This is a genomic window from Armatimonadota bacterium, assembly GCA_036504095.1.
Lineage (GTDB): Bacteria > Armatimonadota > DTGP01 > JAKQQT01 > JAKQQT01 > DASXUL01.
On the sequence record DASXVS010000043.1, the window covers coordinates 125,736 to 145,126 of the forward strand.

The 19,391-nt window shown below is 62.5% G+C and carries 15 protein-coding genes and 3 tRNA genes; 3 read left to right on the top strand and 15 right to left on the bottom strand.

Annotated elements, in window-relative coordinates; all coding sequences use genetic code 11:
* Window positions 1-84 precede the first annotated feature (84 nt).
* The 3 genes from VGM51_09470 to VGM51_09480 form a co-directional block, all read right to left on the bottom strand.
* Window positions 85-160 (bottom strand) — tRNA-Thr (locus tag VGM51_09470).
* 76 nt (window positions 161-236) lie between these two features.
* Window positions 237-312: transfer RNA gene (locus VGM51_09475), tRNA-Phe, on the bottom strand.
* A gap of 73 nt (window positions 313-385) precedes the next feature.
* Window positions 386-462: transfer RNA gene (locus tag VGM51_09480), tRNA-Asp, on the bottom strand.
* A 484-nt stretch (window positions 463-946) separates the two neighbouring features.
* Between VGM51_09480 and VGM51_09485 the strand changes: the two genes are divergently transcribed.
* On the top strand, window positions 947-1,873 hold the full coding sequence (locus tag VGM51_09485) for a hypothetical protein (GenBank protein ID HEY3413271.1): 927 nt from the start codon (window positions 947-949) through the stop codon (window positions 1,871-1,873).
* Between the two features lie 498 nt (window positions 1,874-2,371).
* Here the strand turns inward: VGM51_09485 and VGM51_09490 are convergent, their stop codons facing one another.
* Complete coding sequence (locus tag VGM51_09490; protein HEY3413272.1) at window positions 2,372-2,629, bottom strand: MT-A70 family methyltransferase; 258 nt, start codon at window positions 2,627-2,629, stop codon at window positions 2,372-2,374.
* On the opposite strand from VGM51_09490, the gene VGM51_09495 reads away from it, so the two are divergent.
* Window positions 2,604-3,236, top strand: a complete 633-nt coding sequence (locus VGM51_09495; protein HEY3413273.1) for a hypothetical protein — start codon at window positions 2,604-2,606, stop codon at window positions 3,234-3,236. The two genes, VGM51_09490 and VGM51_09495, sit on opposite strands and share 26 nt — an antisense overlap.
* On the opposite strand, the gene VGM51_09500 is transcribed toward VGM51_09495, so the two are convergent.
* A complete protein-coding gene (locus VGM51_09500; GenBank protein HEY3413274.1) occupies window positions 3,196-4,155 on the bottom strand; it encodes a DNA methyltransferase in 960 nt (319 codons plus the stop codon). The genes VGM51_09495 and VGM51_09500 overlap by 41 nt on opposite strands.
* Window positions 4,156-5,000: 845 nt before the next feature.
* Here VGM51_09500 and VGM51_09505 point away from each other — a divergent pair.
* On the top strand, window positions 5,001-5,660 hold the full coding sequence (locus VGM51_09505; GenBank protein HEY3413275.1) for a hypothetical protein: 660 nt from the start codon (window positions 5,001-5,003) through the stop codon (window positions 5,658-5,660).
* A gap of 6 nt (window positions 5,661-5,666) precedes the next feature.
* Here VGM51_09505 and VGM51_09510 read toward each other — a convergent pair whose 3' ends face one another.
* From VGM51_09510 to VGM51_09555, 10 genes are all read right to left on the bottom strand, one after another.
* Window positions 5,667-6,113, bottom strand: a complete 447-nt coding sequence (locus VGM51_09510) for a phage holin family protein (GenBank protein HEY3413276.1) — start codon at window positions 6,111-6,113, stop codon at window positions 5,667-5,669.
* Window positions 6,114-6,264: 151 nt separating this feature from the next.
* A complete protein-coding gene (locus tag VGM51_09515; protein ID HEY3413277.1) occupies window positions 6,265-6,570 on the bottom strand; it encodes a hypothetical protein in 306 nt (101 codons plus the stop codon).
* 50 nt (window positions 6,571-6,620) lie between these two features.
* The gene (locus VGM51_09520) at window positions 6,621-7,328 is read right to left on the bottom strand and encodes a hypothetical protein (protein ID HEY3413278.1); all 708 of its coding nucleotides are present in this window, start codon (window positions 7,326-7,328) and stop codon (window positions 6,621-6,623) included.
* Window positions 7,328-9,982, bottom strand: coding sequence for a hypothetical protein (locus VGM51_09525; GenBank protein ID HEY3413279.1), 2,655 nt, complete (start codon window positions 9,980-9,982; stop codon window positions 7,328-7,330). Before VGM51_09525 ends, VGM51_09520 begins: the two co-directional genes overlap by 1 nt.
* A 14-nt stretch (window positions 9,983-9,996) precedes the next feature.
* Window positions 9,997-10,350: a hypothetical protein gene (locus VGM51_09530; GenBank protein HEY3413280.1), complete on the bottom strand. Its 354-nt coding sequence runs from the start codon at window positions 10,348-10,350 to the stop codon at window positions 9,997-9,999.
* Between the two features lie 15 nt (window positions 10,351-10,365).
* Window positions 10,366-11,934, bottom strand: coding sequence for a hypothetical protein (locus VGM51_09535; GenBank protein ID HEY3413281.1), 1,569 nt, complete (start codon window positions 11,932-11,934; stop codon window positions 10,366-10,368).
* Window positions 11,935-11,980: 46 nt separating this feature from the next.
* Window positions 11,981-14,167, bottom strand: coding sequence for a hypothetical protein (locus tag VGM51_09540; GenBank protein ID HEY3413282.1), 2,187 nt, complete (start codon window positions 14,165-14,167; stop codon window positions 11,981-11,983).
* 142 nt (window positions 14,168-14,309) lie between these two features.
* Window positions 14,310-16,211, bottom strand: coding sequence for a hypothetical protein (locus tag VGM51_09545; GenBank protein ID HEY3413283.1), 1,902 nt, complete (start codon window positions 16,209-16,211; stop codon window positions 14,310-14,312).
* On the bottom strand, window positions 16,211-19,204 hold the full coding sequence (locus VGM51_09550) for a hypothetical protein (GenBank protein ID HEY3413284.1): 2,994 nt from the start codon (window positions 19,202-19,204) through the stop codon (window positions 16,211-16,213). The genes VGM51_09545 and VGM51_09550 overlap by 1 nt, the downstream gene beginning before the upstream one ends.
* Window positions 19,201-19,341 carry a hypothetical protein gene (locus VGM51_09555; protein HEY3413285.1) on the bottom strand — a complete coding sequence of 47 codons (141 nt, stop codon included), beginning with the start codon at window positions 19,339-19,341 and terminating at the stop codon, window positions 19,201-19,203. Before VGM51_09555 ends, VGM51_09550 begins: the two co-directional genes overlap by 4 nt.
* Window positions 19,342-19,391 lie beyond the last annotated feature (50 nt).

Here is a 19,391-nt window from a genome sequence, read left to right on the forward strand (position 1 = left end):
CAATGTGGGCGTTGGCGGGGCGGAGGATGCAAAAAGGGCACGCTGAAACTGCGCGCCCTTGAGACAGGCGACCACCCTGGAAACTGGAGCCGACGATCGGACTCGAACCGATGACCTGCGGTTTACGAAACCGCTGCTCTACCAACTGAGCTACGTCGGCAGCGCAGTTCCGAGTTTGAAATTCCCGGCGCCGAGTTGAACCCGGAACCAGGAACTCGAAACCCGAAACTCCGTGATGGTGCCGCGGGACGGAGTTGAACCGCCGACACGTGGATTTTCAGTCCACTGCTCTACCAACTGAGCTACCGCGGCATGATGCAGTTTCGAGTTCCGGGTTCCTGGTTCCGAGACTCGGAACGCGGAACCAGGAACTCGAAACTGCATTTGGCGGTCCCGACCGGACTTGAACCGGCGACCTCTGCCTTGACAGGGCAGCGCTCTAACCAGCTGAGCTACGAGACCACTTTCGTTGTGCGGCGCCTCACCACCGGGCGCCTTTCCCATTATACACGACGCTCAAACGCCGGTCAATAGCGACCGGTAAATAGCGCCGCACGGCCTTGCGCGGCCCTGGTGGGCGAAGTAGGACTCGAACCTACGACCGTCTCGGTGTAAAGCTTCCAACCAATCGAAAGTCAATTTGTGCTCAATTTTGGCAAAAACGAAGGCTGAAATGCAAGTAAAGAGATCCTTATATAGAAGGATGCAATCGTAGGGCTATCCGGCCCCCGGGGAAGGCTTCTTTAGTTCATGGGTGGTCCACCTTATAGAAGGCAATTACTAGGCACACAACCCAAACGATTATGATTAGCGCAATCATGGTTGCCTCCAGTATCCTATGACTTGAGGACGATACGGGCATTATAACGCGAGTTTGGATGCTGTGCGCTATCATTGTCGTGGATGGTAATATGTCGTATCCGCAATACTGATCGGAGTCGTCACCATGCTTGAGCTTTTCGGATTCATCCTGACGAAGGACCTAGAGGGTCATATCTCATTCATCCTGTCGGTTGCCATGGCCGTCGGGGGGTTAATCTGGACGTTCTATACGAAGGTCATCCGCAAGCCCCGCCTTGAGTTCTATCCAGCACGTTGGATACAGATCGGATTCCATGAAGAGGGTCCAGTAGTAATAATTGAGGGCAGCATGTACGCACGTTTTGGGCCTAGCCTGATCAAGAGTGTGAAGGCTCGTGTAACCTACGTTTACAACCTAGAACTGAACTGGTTGTTCGAGCCGATTGGATCGCTGCGTCGCAGAGCGATTACTGGAAGCAGGGCGCGATTCGAGATCGATCTATTCGGACCAATGATCGTAAAGCCAGAAGATCCAACGCAATTGCGCGCATTGTGCATCCACTTTGATACCGCCGCGGAAACGGGCCGAATCATGAGTAGGCTAGACGAGTGGTGGAACGATTGGATTCGTGAGCGTGCAACCAAAGCCGACAATGCGGCATATCTCGCGAGCGTTGGGACTCAGCGCCGAAAGTCGCGTGCAGAGATCTTGGAACGGTACTTTCCGGAGTTTGAGGCGACACATGTGTACCGAATTAGCAGAGATAGCCTTCTAAGTAAGCAATCGTTGATACCTGGTGAATACGCCATATGGCTCTCCATAAGAACTTCTACTTCGGTACATCCGATCGAAATATCAGGACTGTTCACCCTAACAGCAGAATCATGTCAAGCGTTAGCCACTCGCTGCGACGATATCCTTTCGGAAAAGTGTGTACCTCAGGATCCTACGGGCTACTGGCCGTTTGAGACCGTTGAGTGCAAGTGGGAACCGCAGCCACTCCGTCGCCCCACGTTCCTTCGGAAGTGGAAGGTAAGAATTCCGTGGAGGCCCCTGGCGGCTAAGGACTGACACATGGCTTGTTCTGGGTTGTTGTAGCCCAACTCCCACAACCCTGAACGTCATTTTGCCCACCACATTGGGGCAGCTTCGATATGATTCGGTGGACGACATCCTTTGACATTCGCAGGCTGAGTGCCCCCTGGACTCTCTGCAGGCGATTACGGTGTGGTCCTTACGCGTGCGGTAACCGTAAACACGGGCTCTCATGAACTCTACCGTGCGAAGCCTTGGGGGATTCCTACGTAACTGGAGCCACCCTCCTCATACAGGACGGTGTTGAGTTGGGCTCTCCCATCCGAGCACTGCATCGGCGACGCAGGCTTGTGATCGACGAAGATAACCACTGCGGCCAATAGCGCCTGCACCCCCCCCCAGCGAATAGCCCTGCTTTCCAAACGTCAGCGCAGTTGCCCGAGCTTGCCTGACCCATCATCGTTCCCCCATGAATCGGCGTCTGCTCACGTTACCGTGACCCATTGGGATGCGCCTCATCGGATTAGTATCAGCCTAGGACGCCAGATTCAGGTCACCAATCCCGCTTTCGACCTCGTTTCCCCATTGGGCCCATCCTGGCCGATCGTGTCGGGCGAACAACTCAAGGTACGTCCCAGGGCTGCAACTCTCAATTATCGGAAAGATCTCCTCCGACTTCCTGGAGTGCACATCAGATTTGATAACACGGAAGGATGAGAGCAATGATTGGATGAAATCACATAACGACGTCAGGATGGAATCCACAATGCCACTCGAACTCGCAGCTTGCACTCCGGACCAGATCGATCCCAACGGTTTCAACCCCCATGCAGTCCTGCCTTATGGGCTCACCACCAATCACGTTGCATCCTCTCTATGCGCGTTTACGGACTTCCTTGGATATATCAACAAGACCCTGAACACGAACGGGATAGAGCGTCTGGAGGTCTTTATGATGCCGGCCAACTTCTCATCCCTCGTTGGAGAGTTCATGGGAGCAAACCTCCCAAAGCACTGCTCCGGGGTTGTAAGGAACCTGTATCACAACGGTCATCCGGACCTCATCCCCAGGGGGCGTTTCCCGCGGGATTCAGTGCAGTATGCCCATGAAGGTATTGAGATCAAGGCGTCACGGTACTCCAGTAGTTGGCAAGGACACAACGCTGAGTGTTCGTTTCTGATGATCTTCACGTACACCGTGAACAAGAAGGGCGACAAATGCCCCATGTCATTCAGGTTCGACTCAGTGTTTGCGGCACAACTGGAAGAAGAGGACTGGAGTTTCCAAGGGAGAATAGGGGACAGTCGCCGAACACCAACCGCGTCCATCATCAAATCAGGCTTACAGAAGTTGAAGGCTAACTGGGTGTACAGAGCAGGTCAGGGAGGTTCAAGATAGCCTGAACCGGAACCGGGTCCGTTTTGGTCTCAAGCTCACTCAAACGCGGGATGGCGACAATCGCCATATCGTAATAATCCCTGTGGCGTTCAACACCGACCGCCGCCACCCCGACGGCTTCGGCCGCAGCTATTGTTGAGCCTGATCCCATGAACGGATCAGCAACAACCCCAGTCCCCATTGGGAGTGAGGCATACACGATCGGTCGCAGAATGGACTGCGGCTTCAGACTCGGATGCTTTGCGATAGCACGCTCTCGCTGTGGGGTTCGCTCGCTCGTGATCACATCCTCGAAGGGACCCCCGTCATGGCGCCGCCTTAGTGCGCCTGTGCCGTACTCGCGCAGACAGTCACTCACCTTCATTCCGGACGGCATTGGCTTTCTGAAGATACCCCATGGCTCATAACATCCGCGCGGCAGGCTCTGCTGATCCTCGAATTCGACTTCTGCGTTCTTTGGCCTGTCTCCGCCCCGGAGTGTCCTGACCAGGCGGATCAATTCGCCACGGAACTCAAGTCCACCTTCAACGATCGCAGAGAAGACAAGCTGCGACAGGAATGTGTTAGACGCGAGGAATACGTGACCGCCCGGCCTAAGAGCGTGAACAGCAACCCTTGACCATTCAATGAAGAACCGCCTCAGTGTCTCTCGTTCCTTGTTGTTGAGGGCCGTGAACCGAGGAAGCGGGGATCGTACACACCCACCGAACGCAGGCGGAAGTCGCCATATACCTCCGTTGCCATTCTCCATTTTCTCTATCTGGTCGAAGTCGTATTCCTTGACTCCGTATGGGGGATCTGTCACGATCGCATGGAGTGCGTTGGGAGCAAGCCGGCTCATCCATTCGAAGCAATCCGCATGGACGATCAGCGACGATCCAATTTCCTGGTGCCCGTATCCGTTCGCAAGTTCATTCATTACTTCATTCTAGTGGTGTTGTCATCCTCCCATCCACTGGGTTAACATCCGGGCATGAAGCGTAAGTCGCCTTGGTGGAAAAGGTTGCTCATTGGAGCCCTCGAATACCTCTGCAACCCAGGAGCATGGGCCTGGCGTCGTCTCAAGCGTTAGTTGCATCCGCACGTCTGCCTGCCACATACTCTTCATAACTGCCATTGAGTGCACGCTTTGGCAGGAAGTAGATCAGTAGGAGGTTCCCACGATTGGAGTGACGCATGACACGGCTAGAATGGTTGGAGCAGGAGTACGCAGTCGAAATGGCGGAGGGAATGCTGGCCACGGCCAGGGATCTCTATGACTCGGGAGAAGAGGTCCCAGCCTGGGGTCTCGACAAGCAGCTAGTCTACGTACTGTGTGCTGCACATGCGAAAATCAGGGTCGCTCATCCTGACCTGAAAATGGTCCGGAAGAACGGAGCAGAGTGCTGATCTGAGCAGGGATTGGGGAGCGGAAGTCGGTCGGGCCCACGGCGCTCCCCAATCTCTTTTTATGGAGGAAGAAATGCGATCACCCACAGAAAAACAATGCCACGACCTCATGGACGAGATTTTTGAGCGGCACGCCGCACGGCCCAAGAGAGAAGTCGACTGGTCGCGCTACAACGGATCCAACTTTCTCGATTTGCTATTCGAGGCAGACGCCGCACAGCGCAGAGTGAGGATGGAGACAAAAAAAGGCCTAGACCCATCCGAAGACGGGTCTAGGCCCGTTTGCCCTGGCACCCAAGCAGGGCAAACCCGATAGATATGCTGTCCGCTCAGGACGTCGCCCTGATGAAGGGCGTCACGCGCGGAGCGGTTTGTTTGGCCATCAGACACGGGCGCCTGGCGGCAATCAAAATCGTGCTGCCCCCCAGCACCAAGAAGCGTCCGGGCCGCAGCGTGTGGAGGATCGCGCCGCAAGACGCAGAAGCCTGGGACGCAGAAGACCGGCAACCGCGCGCTGGTGCTGTCGTTGTAGATCCCGGACCGAAACGCGACGGTGAACTGAGTATTGCGGAGGCCGTGGCTCTGAAAGGCGTCACCGAAACGGCATTACGGCAGGCAATCCATACCCACCGCCTGTCCGCCCGGTGGTCGCCACACGACCCACCCGCTCCCACGGCTGTCCCGAGTCGAGGTAACACACACCAGGGTCACTGGTATATCAACCGCGAAGACCTGCTGGCCTGGCGTCCAGGACACCGAAACGCCGGCGGCGCGGGTTCCAGTCCGAACGTGGTCAAGGCGGCCGATGATATGACCGTGCCGGAAGTCGCGGCCCTGAAAGGCATTACCGCGAAGGCGGTCAGGAAGGCCATTTACCAAGGACGCCTGCCCGCCCAATGGGCGCCCTGGGAGATCGCCGACGACCCTGAGGACACTCGCCTGTCGAAAGATCGGCGCCCAGGGCGGTGGCTGATTAAGAAGTCCGACGCCGCAGCATACGCGAACCCTATCCTCCCTGCCGACAGGGTCAGCTGACCCTGTTCAATCGGGCGGGCCAACCAGCTTCCCAAACCATCCGGTCGGGATTTTGATCCCGAGCAGACTCAGGTTTTCAACGATGGAGATAGACTCGACCCCGACCAGCAGCATGCCGAGATCCCGGACAGCCGCCCCGCCGAGACCCATGTGGTCGTCGATCGCGTGGGCCATGGCGAGGGCGCCAAGGCCACCAACGAGCTTGCGCAGGACGCCCGTGTGGGCGATCCTGGACGTTATCGTCCTGTGGCCTGCCCAGGCGGCGCTTAGGCCCGTCACAAAGTCGACCAGCATGAGTTGAAGGTACAAATGGGCCGGGGCGAGCTCAGGGCCTGTGCCCCAGATCTCATGTACTACGGCTGTCCAGGCCGCGGCCAGGCAGAGCCTGAACAAGCGCCACATCCGCACGGGGTCGGTTTCGCAGAGAGCGGCGGCGAAAATGATGCGGTTCATGGGCTGGTCGTCCTCTCGTTCGATGAAGGGCAAATAGCTGCGGAGGCTGTGGGTCTGCGTCATGATCATCCGGTGTCCTAACGTGGAGATCGAGGGCGGTCGGCGGGGACACGGGTCGGATTACCCGTATCCGCTGCGGGGTTGCCGAGCGTTACGGGACGACGACGTATACGATCTCCGTAGGCATCGTTTCGGAGTGGCTGCCCGTCCGCACGATCCGGGTCCGGACGTTGCCGACGAGGATTGTTGATGGCGCGGGGATGGTGATCGTGGCGGGCGTGGCGCCGTCGCCCTGGTCGGTGATGGCGGCGTTGATGATGACAACCGTCCCGTCGGGCAAATGGTCGTGGGCGGCGACGGTATCGCCAGCGTGCAGCCAGGTCCCGCCCGTCGAGCTCGCGAGGCCGATAACCCTGGCCGGTTCCGTGTCGCCCTGATGGTATGTGTATGCGTTCATGCGATCCTCCGATCGGCGTTTCTGCCGCTTGGTTGTTGTAGTGGTGTCGATCAGTCCGGCACGCCGGCAACCGCCTTGCTGTCCGCGGGGGTCAGCCCGGCGACCTTGCCGATGCCGACGTAGGCGACCCGGCTCACCGCCTTGATGGATGTCGTCGTGTAGGGCGCGACCGCCTCCGTGAACGACACGTAGGTATCACCGGATGCGGCCGCGGTGGTCCCGGCGTAATATCCGGTCACGGTGTAGCCGGCCCCCATCGTCCCGCTGTTGACGCATTTGATCGTGATTTTGATGCGCTCTCCGGCGAGGATGCCGGTGCTGGTCGGCGTCCCCGTCCACGACTTGGCGGTGTTGTTGTTCGTGGGCAGCTCGGAGCCGTACGCCGCGTCGAGGATGACGCTCTGTACGGCGCCGGCCGCGTTTGTGCGCTCGATTTTGATTTTGATCGTTGAGTTCGCGCTGTTGCTGGACTCCTGGGCCCAGCAGTTGAACGTGATGGTTCCCGCGATCGTGACGGCGTTCAGAGGTCCTGTCAGCCACGTGACGGCCGTGCCCGATTTGGCGAGTTGTATCAGGGTCCCGCCCGATGTCGTTGTACATGTCGCCGACTGGACGCCCGCCCCGCGCGTGAACGCCGTGGCGAGTTCGGTTTCGGCGCCGGGGTTGATGTCGGATGCCGAGTCGGTCAGATACACGGGCGTCGCCGCGTACGCGACCGCCGCCGTGAACAGGGCAAGTGTGAGGAGTAGGCGTTTCATCAGTTGTGCTCCACTTGGACGAGCGACGGGTTGAACAGCATGCGGTCCGCGTGGATCGCCACTCCAATGACCTGGATGACGTTATTCGCCGCGGACGGTGCAGTCTGTGTGAGCGTGTTGCCGGTCGTTCCGGTCGTGGACAGATACACCGTCCCGCCCACCGTCCAGTTCCAGGTGTCGTCACGGGCCACGCCCATCACGAGATAATTCCCGGTCGCTCCCGATCCGATGGTCGCATCCGCAACCATGACGACGGCACTGGCGTTCGCAATAGCGTCCGCTTTCGCGAGTGTCGCCTGTCCCGACGCGTTGATGCAGCACACGTCGCCGATGGCCTGCGCCTGCGCGGCCACGAGCTGGATGGTGGTGCCGCTGGTCGTGTGGTCTGCGCCCGGGGCGGCCGTCAACGCGACCGACCCCGAACTGCCCGTTACGGATCCCGACGGGACGACGTAGTCGGTCCCGGCAGTCGCGGCCACCGGAGTCGCCGTCGTGTTCGCGCCTTTGAGGATGCCGCTCGGCCAAATGACGGCCGTCGGCGTTCCGGCTGAACAGACCGGGATGCCGGTGATGCTGCCGAGTTTCGCAGCCGACCCGGTTGTGTCCTGATTGAGCGTTGGAAACGACGTGAGTGCGGCCGCGGAGCCGTTCGGGGCGAGGTAGACAACTCCCGCGCCCGTTGTGTACACGCCGTTCGTGACCGTGTTCGCGTTGCCGGCAAGGTTTCCCACGAAACTCCCGGACACTACGCCGCCCGCGAACTGCCATCCCCCGGCGCTGGAATAGGTCGCGGTGCCGATGTTTCCCCCATCCGTCGCCGAGAGACCCAGCGCCGATTCGGCGACGCCGACCCTGGAGCCGGTGTATCGGGTGCCGTCCCACGTCAGCGACCCCAGGAGCTCGGTTCCGCTGTATGTGGCGAGTCCCCCCGCCGTGTCGGCCCGGGTCGCATTCGCGGCGGTGGCCGCCGACGTCGCGGTCGTTGCCGCGTCGGCAGTCGCGTGGAGTCCGAGTTTGCCCGCGAGGGCCGTCGAGAGATCGGTCTGATCACTCAACGTTCCGGCTATGGATCCCCATGTCCCGCCGCCTGATCCGGACGGGGTTTGCCACGTCGCCACGCCGCCGGTCGTCCACCCGAGGAATTGCCCGGACGCGCCGCCCGCCATCGTCACGCCGGCCGCCGTGGTGGCGGTAGACGCGTTGCCGGCGACGGCGCCCGTGAACGATGGCGCTGTGATCGCTCCCCCAGGCCCTATGCTCGCGACGATGGCGCCATTGGCCCAAACGTCCACCAGGTCGGCGGTCGGAGACGCGGTCGAATTCACCACCGACAGCGCGGGGACGGTTGCTACGTTGGCGACGAATGTGCCTGGCCCGAACATCGGCGCGTACGTCTCGGTCCCCCGGCAATCAGGCATGACCGCTGTGCCGTTCGCATGCGACACCGGGCATGGTCGGATGAGCCCTCCGAACTGAGTAGCGTTTACGATTTTGGCGTAATAGAACAACTCTGTGCCGATCAGCATCCAGCCGGACGTTGGGAACCCGACTGTCGATGTCACATTCAGCACGGTGTCCGTCGCGCCGAACGCGGATGCCAGGTACGTAAAGGCGGCGTAGCGGGGAGCGTAATACACGGTAGCCCCAAGCGCGTGCGACGCGCTCGTGGACCCGACGTACGCCCGGAAATTGAGGGTGAAATGCGTCCCGTCGGGGATGGATGAATAACCGACGTATTCGTTATCGATCTTGAGCGCCCCCGTCGGAGGGTAGCCCGCGGTGGACGCGACTTGCAGGTTCGTGCCGAAACTGGCGATAGCGGCTGTCAGTGTCGTGGTCGGAGAGCCGGGACCCATGGGATCCCCGGCGCTCGCGTTCTGAAAGAATTTGATCCACCCTGTCCCGTTCATGCCGAGGACGGCCGCGGCGTCGCCAGACCCAGCACCCAATCGAGCACTATCAAAAACCCCAGACGTGATGTAATAGGTCGGGATGTTGGTCTGGGCGGGGAGCTCCGTCAGGTACGCCCCGCTCCCGCGAAAATGCGGCGCCTTGATGTCCGCTGTCGACACCCAACCGCTCGCGTCGGCGCTTATACCGGAGGCGGTGTAACCGTCCCACAGCCCGCCGGCCATGGTCGCCGTGTCCGCGTTGCCGGAAAACATGCCGATGAAGTTTCCGAACACTGGCCCGCCATTGAACGTGTACCCCGACATGTTCGGGTTGTCGTCCGTAAACTGCCAGCCGGTGGCGTTGGTGTAGCTGATAGACCCAATGGTTCCGCCCTCCGTCGCCGAGAGGCCCGTCGCCGTGGTCGCGGTGCCAGCGTTGCCGTATATCGATATGGGCCACGTCCCAGTCGCCCCGGCACCGTTAAGCGGGGCTTTGCCGGCGAGCGCCGCCGAGAGGTCGGTCTGATTGGCCAACGTCCCCGCTATGGAGCCCCACGTGCCGCCGCCCGTCCCGATGCCGAGGTAGGTTTTGAGCGCGTTGAGGTCCGCCGCGGCGTAACCGGTGCCGCCCCGGCCGAGGGCGACGACGGGCAGTTGTTGATTGGATATCCGCTGGCCGGCCGCCGGGATGACGGACAGCGCGCAGAGCGCCAGGGTGATCAGATACTGGTGGCCAACGGCCATTGATATGTGTTTTCGCATGGGGGCGCCTTCCTTCAGACCGGGTACTTGAGCCGCAGGGTATCGTCCGCGCCGAACGTCTGCGTGCCGTCGAGCGTGATAGTGACCGAACGGCCGAGCGGACCGATCGTGATGCCGATATCGTCGACTGCTACGCCGTTCCAGTCCGCAGTGACCTCGGCCGCCGTCACCCAGGACGGGACCGGGTGGCCGCTCGTGTCGACGACGCATACCGACGCGCCGACGGGTACCGGTACCAGGATCGACCGGTCCAGGCGCGGCGCCGCCTCGGCGGCAACCGGAACGACGGGGGCGGCAGCCGGCTGCGGCGCGGATCCCTGCCGGACGAGGATGTATGGAGACGGGGCGATCAATGTGGTTACGGACATGGGGTGCTCCTGTGATTACGCGCGCACGAACCAGGTCAGTTCGTTCGGGATGGTTTCGATCGTGCCGGACTCGGTCGTCAAATGGATTGCCACGTTGAGGACGCTGACGGTGTCGGTCGGAGGGCATGCGCAGGCGATGCCGTAACGGGTCTCAGTCCCTCCGGGCGGGACGGCGGACGTGAATGTTCCGGGCAGAACCACGTCCGTCTTGTCGGTGCGCCGGATGACGACCGTGGCGGATGTGTAGAGAGCGCTGAGATCGACGTTCGCCTGGGCGCTGTCGGTCGTCTCGATAAATGCGCCCGGGCCGGTATCGCCCTTGTGCCAGATCAGGCCGGCTCCGCCGCTCAGCAGGATGGCCCTCCGGGTCGCGGATGTGGCGTTGACCGTGTCGCGGATCACCATGTCGTATTCCGCCCCGGCCAGGCCCAGCGCCCGCGAAATCTCATTTTCGATTGACGCGTGTCCCGCCGTGGTCGGATGCCATGTTCCCGTCAGCCATCCGGCCGTGACCGCGCCCGCGCGCGTGCCGCCCCAGAGATCGGTCATATCGACTCCGACGACCATCGGGTGCGCCGCCTGGGCGCGCGTGAGGCAGTCCCGCATATACTGATCGCTCGTCGCCCCGTCGTTGACGCCGGCGGTCCCGGTGTCCGATTTGCGGCGCGGGTAGCACGGGATGACGATGGGGAAAGGCCGGGTCGCCCAATAGCCGAACACGGTGTCGATTTTCGCGTATGAGCTGGTGTAAAGCGCGGCGAGCGCGGCGGCGTCGGCCGGGCCGGTCAGCCATTCGTTACCAAACAGGTCGAAAAACCCGATATCGGGGGTCCAGTAGCGGGTCCCGTCGTGGCGGAGCTGGCAGCCCCAGATAGCCATAGCCTTGTCGAGGGTCGTCGCGAACGTGGCGACGTTCGTCAGATTCGTGCCGTTGATGCTCAGGTTGGCGCCGATGTAGCCCCGTCCGGATGCCATCCGGGCCACAATCCCTTCGATCCGGGTGTTCAAATACGTCGTGTCTGATTTGTAGAGCGTGACGGTGTGCTCGGCGTCATACCCGCAGTCGATCGTGCGGCAGCGGTTCCACTGATCGGTGCCATCCGGGGATGGGGCCGTGCTGAACGAGCCGGTGACCGGGGGCACGCAGTTGACGCTGTACGTGACGGTTGCGCAGTTCAGGGCCGGGTAACCCGGGTTGCCGAAAATGATGTCGAGGTAGCGGCCCCGGAACGTGACGATCGTGGTGTCGCCCGAGCGGGTCGTGGAGGCGCCCCCGAACGCGGCGTTGCCCATGCCGCCCCCCACCATACCGAAAGCCGTGCCGGCGGTGGAACTGAACGACGGGTAATGTCCGCAGTACCCGTCCGTGGATGCCATGTTCCCGCCGATCATGGCGCCTCCGTAGCCGCCAATCGTGGCCATGCGGCGGTTGAACAGCGTGCCCCAGCCCTGCTCGTCCGGGTAGGTCGCCCCGCCACCGTACGGAAAACTGGCGCACACGTGGATGCCGACAGTTGATTGTTTGGACCTGAGTTTCGTTTTGAACCCGTTGAGGGCCGCGACGTTGGTGACTATGGTTGACATTGGGTGACTCCTAGTACGGGATCGAGGTCAGGCCCTGGCCTGAACATCAGGCCGAGTAGCCCTGGGGGATCAATTCGGGATAGAGGACCATTTTGTAGTGCTGCATGACGCCGTGGTTGTCGGCCTCTGTCCAAAGGTCTTCGTGGACCGACGCGAGGTAGAAACGGTCGTCATCCGAGAGGGTGCGGTTGGCCATGATGCCGATGTAGTCGAGAGGGTACAGCGGCTGGGGGACGCACGCCAGCGGGTCGAACCAGACACGGGGCTCCCTGAGGATCTGGAATTTGCGCAGGGCGAAGTAGTCGGTGCTGACCGGGTCCTCATAGCGGGCATTGGTTTCGACGTATCTCCGGAGGCGGCCCATGTAGTTGGCCGGCTTTTCGAGGGCGCCGCCGTAGACGCTGTCGTGGTCGTACAAATGGCTGCAGATCGGTTTGCGCGTACCGCCGGTCATTCCGATCAACGTGACGCCGTTCCGAACGTCTTCGTAGCTGACGTGTTTGACCAACTCGCCGAGACACTGGTTGAGATAGGGATTGCCCTCTAGGTCGTACTCGGCGCCAACGCTGAATACCTGTTTGGGGGTCCAGTCGTTGCGAGCCTTCCAGGGGTCCCACGGGAAGAATTCGAACCGACCGAGGCTGTCCACGCCTGCGAACATGCCATACCGGCGCGCAATGTCCTGGATGATGTCCCAGATTGACGTGTCCGCGCTGTACTCGTAGAGCGGGTTGTCGTTGGTGCCGACGCCTATGTGCAAATGCCCGGCCGCTCCGATGCACGACACGCTGTCGCAGTCCCACGCGCCTTCCGGTGCGCCTGGAAGGTTATCGCTGAGCCATTGCCTCGTAAAGCCGGCCTTTTGCGCCAGCAGCCTTACGGCGTGGTACATACAGAGGCCGTCCAAATGGATGTCGTCCCCGACGGACTGCCGGAGCTCGTAGTCGACCCGATCGAGGATACTGGATGACCACTCTTCCGTGCCGGTTTCGGTCTTGAACCCCAACCACCCGACCATCCGGACGCTCGGTTCCCACAGGGACCGCACGCCATGGTCGTCTACCCACTCGATCCATGTCGTGATCCGGACCGCCCAGTTTCCGCGCCAGTCGCGGTACTGGCCCTCGTGGTTGCGGCAGACGACGAAGCCTGATCGCCGCACGGTGATCTCGGCCGGGCTGAAATCATGGTGGATGCTGGCGCCCAGCACAAACGGCAGCGCCGTCCAGGTCGGATAGGGAGACGGGTCGGTGTGGATCTCGGGGATGGAGACGTGAACCGACCGGAACCAGGGCGTGATCGTGTTTGACTCCGACGCCGAGAGGACGGCTATCCAGGCCGTGAGCCAGTCGGATCCGGTGTCGCGCATCGTCACGGAGATACCGGCCGTGGACCCGTCGTGGGACGTGACGGGTTCCCGGGTGTTCGCCCAGAGTTTCGGATGCGGACAGGATGCCAGAGAGCCGGAGGCCTCGAACGTTATCGGGAAATGCGAGATCGTCGCCTTGTAGTTCATGCCGGTGACGGTCAGCGGGTAGATCAGGTCCATGTCCGGGACGGTCAGAGCCGCCTGGTTGACGGAGTTGTTGACCGTGGCCCGAAACGCGATCTTGCCGGCGCAACGGAGGATCTGGAAGCGGATGAGGTCCGGGCGTCCCGACGCGGCTTTGTCCCCGTCGAAAACCTGTATGTCGCCCTTATGGGTCCACGTGGCGCCGTCCAAGGTCTGCTCGAGGCGGGGGTTGGATCCCAGAGGCCAGGCGATCCGGTAGCCTTTTTGGGACGTCGCCATCAGGGTCGCGCGCACGTAGCAATGGTCGGCGTTGATCGTCCCGGCCGGATCGACCGTGCTCTTACCGAGGGTGAGCCACAGGCCACCCCCGTCTGGGATGGCGACGGTCGGCGAAGCCCCGTGCGTGTAGGACCATTGAGTATCGGCGGTCCCGGCGACCTGCTGGACGACCTTCTTTTTGGTCGTGGTGGTCACGGCCTCGACCCAGCTGCCGCTGGTGTGCGTGCATGCGGAGAGCGGGGTGTCGGCCGGGGTATACGTGGGCGTCAGCATCAGACAGCCGAGCGCCTCATCGTACCGAACCTTGTCGGCGACCGCGTCGTCACGACGGATGGTGTCGATCGCCCTCTCCGAGTAACTGCAGTCGGGGGATTCAACCGCGCCGAAGACCTCGATCGGGTCGGCGTACTCAACGAGCAGGTAGTTGTAACGTCCAGCCATAGGGTGCTCCAGGCGGGGATAGCGGCCTGCGATCGCAGGCGGGATGAGTAATGGGCGAATGCGGTGCTTCAGCAACCCCGTCCGCCACGAACGCGTGTTCGTCCCCGAAGGCCCAGGTTGGGGCGCTGAAGGCCGGGAAACGTTATCCTGGCAGCCAGGTTGCGCCGCCGTCAGTCGAGGCCTTGACGAGGATATCCGTGCCGTTGTGGTACCAGAGTTCGAGGCGGTTTACGTCACCGGAGAGGCACGGGCGTTGGGCGGGGGCACTGGCGACGACAGTGACGGGCGTGCCCCAGGTCTGTCCCTCATCCCGGCTCGTCCTGACCGTAATCGCGCCGGACCCGGATGAAACCGAGCACATGGCCGCCCAGAGCGGGGCATCGTAATCGGATTTGGATGTGTATATGTCGACTGTTTTGCCGGGGCCCGGTGACGTCATGGTGCTGATCTCCGCTGCCGTGTCGGCGAGGCGTTTGAGGACGACGTTGTCGCCGTCGCTGTAGGCGAGTAGGATGGTGTAGTCGGGCATGCAGAGGATGCTCGGGCTCTGCCCGGAACAGCCGAGGGATGAGGACGTGAACGTGGCGCCCAGGTCGTTGCTGGTCCTCAGGTACAGGTTCGCCGTGTTGAACCCGTTGTTCTGGACCTGGCGGATGCAGCCCCAAATGGTCCGGTCGGAGTCCAGCCCGTACAGGCGGTAGAGGTCCCCGGGCGTTGTGCCTCCGTCGCTCGTCCTGACCGGGATGAACTGCCAGAGGCTGCCGGTCGTTGTGACCTTGACGTGGAGCGTGAACGAATCGCCGGCGGCGTGCCAGGACCACGGGTAATCGTGGGCGAACGCCTGGCGGACGCGTTGTTCTGGCGGGCATGTGTCGACGGGGATGCTGACCGACCACAGCCCGTCCGCGTATACCGTCCCGGCCGGGTTGTCCCCGGGGTCGGGACCGCCGTCGATCGCGTCGTCAAGGGTGACGGTCCCGTTGGTCCACGTCGGAGGCGCTGGGGTTGACGGGTAGCCCGTCAGGGTGAGGGTGCCGTTTTCGTCGTAGAATTTGCGCTCGTAGTTGTACGTCGTGTACGGGGAGGACTCGACCGGGACCCTGTTGATGTCCGTCCGGACGGCCCGCCCCCGAGTCGCCATGACGTCCCACGCGCCCTTGCTGTACCACGCCTGCCCGGCGTTGCTGTTGTGGCGGATGCGGTAGTTGCCGGTGAGGTTGATCCCGGCGCCTCCGACCGTTGCGGGAGGGTCAGCTGACCCTGTTGTGGGCATGTCCCACGTTGCCGTGCTCGCATCGGCCGGGTCGGTGTAGGTCGCCGCGTTGAACTTGCGGGTCGTCCCGTCGATCGGGTACTGCCCTCCGGATGGCTGCATGACCGCCTGGATGACCGTAGACGATTGATCGCTGTCGTCCGCGCCTACCGGGACCGAGGATGACCTGAGGCTCGTGTACAGGCTTCCCGAGCCCGCCGGGATGACTTCAACCTTGGGCTCCACGGCGACCGGGCAGAGCGGGGTTGCGCCGTCGGCGAAATCGTTCCGGACCGGGTAGTTCGAAATCAGGAAGTGCGGGACCTGGCCGATCTCCGCGCCGTACTCCAGTCCGGTCAGGGCGGGGAGGTCCTGGACTTGTTTGGCGGCGAACCCGGCGTACGTCGAGGCGCGGCCGATATCGTAGCGTCCCCAGCAGGCGACGAGCGTGTCGCCGGAGACCATGGCGGACGGAGTGACGCGGTTGATATAGACCGTGGTCGGAGTTCCGGTCGCGAGCGTCGCCGGCGCCCACGTCCACGTGTCGTAACTGAGCAGAGTGTCGGTGTAGTAGTGGCCGGCGCCGCCCTCCGGGTATTCGTAGCGGACGGGCGTCGCACCGGTGACCGGCGTGTTGACCGAGTCCCAGTGCCCGGCGACGCTGACGGTGTGCGTCGGCTCGCTGCGGCTGACGATGCAGAGCTGGGAAGCGGGGACCGGCGTGAACGGGACCGACAGGTCTCCCTCCAGGCTGATCGGGGTGGACTCAACGTGGATGTACGGGGCGTCCATCAGCCGGCCCGCCTAGCGTTGAGCGCGGCCTTCGGATCGTTCTTAACGGTGACCCTGGCTCCGATTCCAGCCTGTTTGAGCGCGTCAACCCCGCTCCCCGTGAGTTCCACCACAACCTTGATAGCCTGGTTGTTAGCGTTGCCGGGTTTGTCGGTACGGCCCGCGCCGGCCGTGTAACGGTCGCTGTACGGCTCGCCGTCGCCGCCCGTGAATCGATTGCCCTTATGGAACATGAGGTAGTCGCGGTTGGTTGTCGCGATCATGGCGGACCGCGACGGGGCGTTGGATTCGTGGGAAGCGAGCCGAGTGTACCATCCGTCGTTGAGGTTTCGGTCGAGCTCCGCCTGCTGTTCGTCGTAACTGTTGATCTCGGACTGTAGCTGGCGCCTGACCTGCGGATCCGTGGCGCCGGTCAGGCGTTTCTGCGCGTCGCCCCGCGCCTTGCCGACGGAGTTGAACAGGTTGATCCCCGCCGCGAGCCGGTCACCGGGCTCAAACTGATCGCTGTTGAGGACGTGCATCCGGGAGGCGGCCCGGTCTATCTCTGTCCCGATCGTTGCGTCCAACCCACCGGCCCCGAGCGATTCCCCGAGGCGCTGGAGAGTGCGGTCGGCGTTGTTGAGATCGCCCAGTGTCGCGTAGTTGGGGTTGGCGTCGTAGGCGGCCTGGCGCTTGCTCCGGATGTCGGACCATGAGCTGATCATGCCGCGGGTCGCTCCGAGCGCCGCGGTACCGCCCTGCCGGGAAGCGCGCTGGGCCAGGATGTCCTGGCGCTCGAGACGCGCGTCTTCCATCCGGCTGAGTGGCGATCGGGACGCCTCGATATGGGCGAGGGTGCGGTCATTCTTGGCGGACAGGATGACGTTTTCCTGCTGTTCGCGGTCGGCGTCCGTGTAGTCGGATGGGTGCTGTTGCATCCAAACGAGTTTGCCCTGAGCCATCGTTACCTTGTCGTCCACCCGGCTGCTATATCGCTTTCGTGTGGCGGATATGTCAGCGGATGTTCCCGTGATCTCAACCCCGGAAAGGAACGCCTGCGCGCCCTGGGCCGCGAGGTCGGCGAACTGGGAGTCCTGTCCGCCTTCGTAGTCGGCCGCCATTTTCCGGGTCTGAAAGATCGCCGCGTCCTGCTGGGCCTTCTGCCTCTTCAGTCTGCGGTAGTCCTCGGGTTTCAGCCCCGGCCGGTTAAGCTCGGCAACGGTGGTGTCACGCTCGGCGATCTGGTCCTTGAGCATTCCGTCGAACAGGCTGAAGTCGCCGCGCTTGGCGCCCGCGAGCTTGCTAGGCATTGCGGAGCTGCTGATGGCGGTCGCGGTCCCGGCCCGGTCCTGCGCTTCCGCGGAGGCGAGGCTTGTGCGCTGATAGCGGAGTTCGTCCGCGCTGGCCCCGATCGCGGCCATTGCGGCTCTGGCGCCCGCGATCTTCGCCCCGCCGTCTGCCATGGTGTCGCCGAGGGATTTCAGGTATTCGATATATTTCTGTGTGGCGGCGGAAGCCTCCTGGAGCGCTCCGATCTCACCGCCGATGGAAGTTCCGATGGCGGACGCTGTGCCGCCGCGTGCCGTGACTGACTGGGTATGAGAACCGGCGGCCGCGACGTTGCTCATGGCGGACTGGACGCGGAAGCCCTGTGTCTCAACATTCCCGGCGAGGAATGAAAGGTCGGCCGCATTGTCCTTACCGCCTTTGAGCTGAATGTAGGCTGCGGCGGCGGCCGGGTCTTTCACGGCGAGGTTGGCGGCGACTCCCCGGTCGTAGCCCGAGCGGCCGAATGCCTGCTGAACCTCGGCGGATGAGGCCGCGGCCAGGGCATCCGCTTGTTCCGGTGATAGGGTTTTATCCTTGGTGGGATCAGCGTTGAAGAGGTCCTGGACGAGGGACAGCGCGACTCCGGATGCATTCCTGCCCAGACCACGCGTAAGCCGGGACCCGAGCCTTGAAGCGGCCTGCATATGGGGGATCCCTATCCCGGCCGCCGAACTGGCGAGTCCCGAAACATCATCCCCGGTAATCGCCGCAATGGATGCGAGCGCCTGTTTCTGTTGTACGTCGTTTGCCCAGTCGTACGATTTGCGCGAGGTCTCGGCAATGCCGCCGAGCCCTGGGATCATTCCGACCCAACCGAGGACGGCGTCGTACGTGTCGTTCTGGCGACCGGTCATTTCGGCGTTGAGGCGATAATCCGCCTGATGAGCCAGACCTGCAACGCCTATCGCGACCGCGGCGGCCGGACCGGCGGCGCCGGCGGCCTTACCGGCGACGGCGCTCAGCCCTTCGGACATGCCGAGTTTTGAGCCGATTCGGTTGATCGCCCCGCTACCCGGAAGAGGCGCGTTCGCCGCGCTCCACATGGAACCCCAGTCGGGCATACCGAAGATCGCCGTGCCGCGCTCACCACCGGATTGACGGTTCGTGAAATCCTGCAGCCAATCCTGCCGCTGGCTTGCGCGGTACGATTGCTGGGTATCGCTCTCGCCGACGTCGTGCAGGTCGATTCCCTTCTCCGTCTTTCTACCACGCACGAAAATGCCACCAAAGTCGGCTGCGGTCCGTGCGTCGCTCGCTCTCTGAGCGCCCGTCCGTCTCGAAGGGCCAGGTCCGACGTCGGCGTCGCCATCACCCGATCCCGGGTTGAATCCCCAGAAGTTAGCGCCAGGGCTGGAGAAGTCCGATGAGCTCCACGGATCGTGGAACCGGCCGGGGCCGCCGTGGATCATGCTAAATGCGTCGATCGATCCCTGGATCCCGCCGAACCCATCAGCGAACCCACCCGCGCCAAACCGGGCGGCGGCGAATGCCCCCAGCCCGGCTGCGGCTACGGTTCCGAAGCCCGAAGCAGGCCCGGGCACGCCCTGTCCGGACTGACCCGGAAGGCCCTGGCCGGACGTGACATTGGCGAGCTCGCCCTTGAGCCACTCGATCGAGGCCGCCGCCTGGGCGCGGAACTCGGCATCGTCCAACTTCAGTTTTACTACCGCCGCTTTCTCGCTCATGGTTTCCTCGTCGGGTCGATCGCTGCCTGCAGTTCGTCGGGTAGGCCGCCCGATAGGGCTTCCTTTTCGTCAAGGGCGGTTTTGTATGCGTACTCGAGGATGTCGAGTTGCTCCAGCAGGCTGTCCGGCATGCTCACCCAGTCGGTCAGCCCGTGGCGTTTTGATCGGAGGTAGAGCTCCGTGATAG

Coding starts and splice junctions, on each gene's coding strand:
- VGM51_09495 (HEY3413273.1), top strand. CDS start 2,604: ATGCCACTCGAACTCGCAGCTTGCACTCCGGACCAGATCGATCCCAAC.
- VGM51_09500 (HEY3413274.1), bottom strand. CDS start 4,155: ATGAATGAACTTGCGAACGGATACGGGCACCAGGAAATTGGATCGTCG.
- VGM51_09540 (HEY3413282.1), bottom strand. CDS start 14,167: ATGGCTGGACGTTACAACTACCTGCTCGTTGAGTACGCCGACCCGATC.
- VGM51_09545 (HEY3413283.1), bottom strand. CDS start 16,211: ATGGACGCCCCGTACATCCACGTTGAGTCCACCCCGATCAGCCTGGAG.
- VGM51_09535 (HEY3413281.1), bottom strand. CDS start 11,934: ATGTCAACCATAGTCACCAACGTCGCGGCCCTCAACGGGTTCAAAACG.
- VGM51_09525 (HEY3413279.1), bottom strand. CDS start 9,982: ATGCGAAAACACATATCAATGGCCGTTGGCCACCAGTATCTGATCACC.
- VGM51_09485 (HEY3413271.1), top strand. CDS start 947: ATGCTTGAGCTTTTCGGATTCATCCTGACGAAGGACCTAGAGGGTCAT.
- VGM51_09520 (HEY3413278.1), bottom strand. CDS start 7,328: ATGAAACGCCTACTCCTCACACTTGCCCTGTTCACGGCGGCGGTCGCG.
- VGM51_09550 (HEY3413284.1), bottom strand. CDS start 19,204: ATGAGCGAGAAAGCGGCGGTAGTAAAACTGAAGTTGGACGATGCCGAG.
- VGM51_09510 (HEY3413276.1), bottom strand. CDS start 6,113: ATGAACCGCATCATTTTCGCCGCCGCTCTCTGCGAAACCGACCCCGTG.
- VGM51_09530 (HEY3413280.1), bottom strand. CDS start 10,350: ATGTCCGTAACCACATTGATCGCCCCGTCTCCATACATCCTCGTCCGG.
- VGM51_09515 (HEY3413277.1), bottom strand. CDS start 6,570: ATGAACGCATACACATACCATCAGGGCGACACGGAACCGGCCAGGGTT.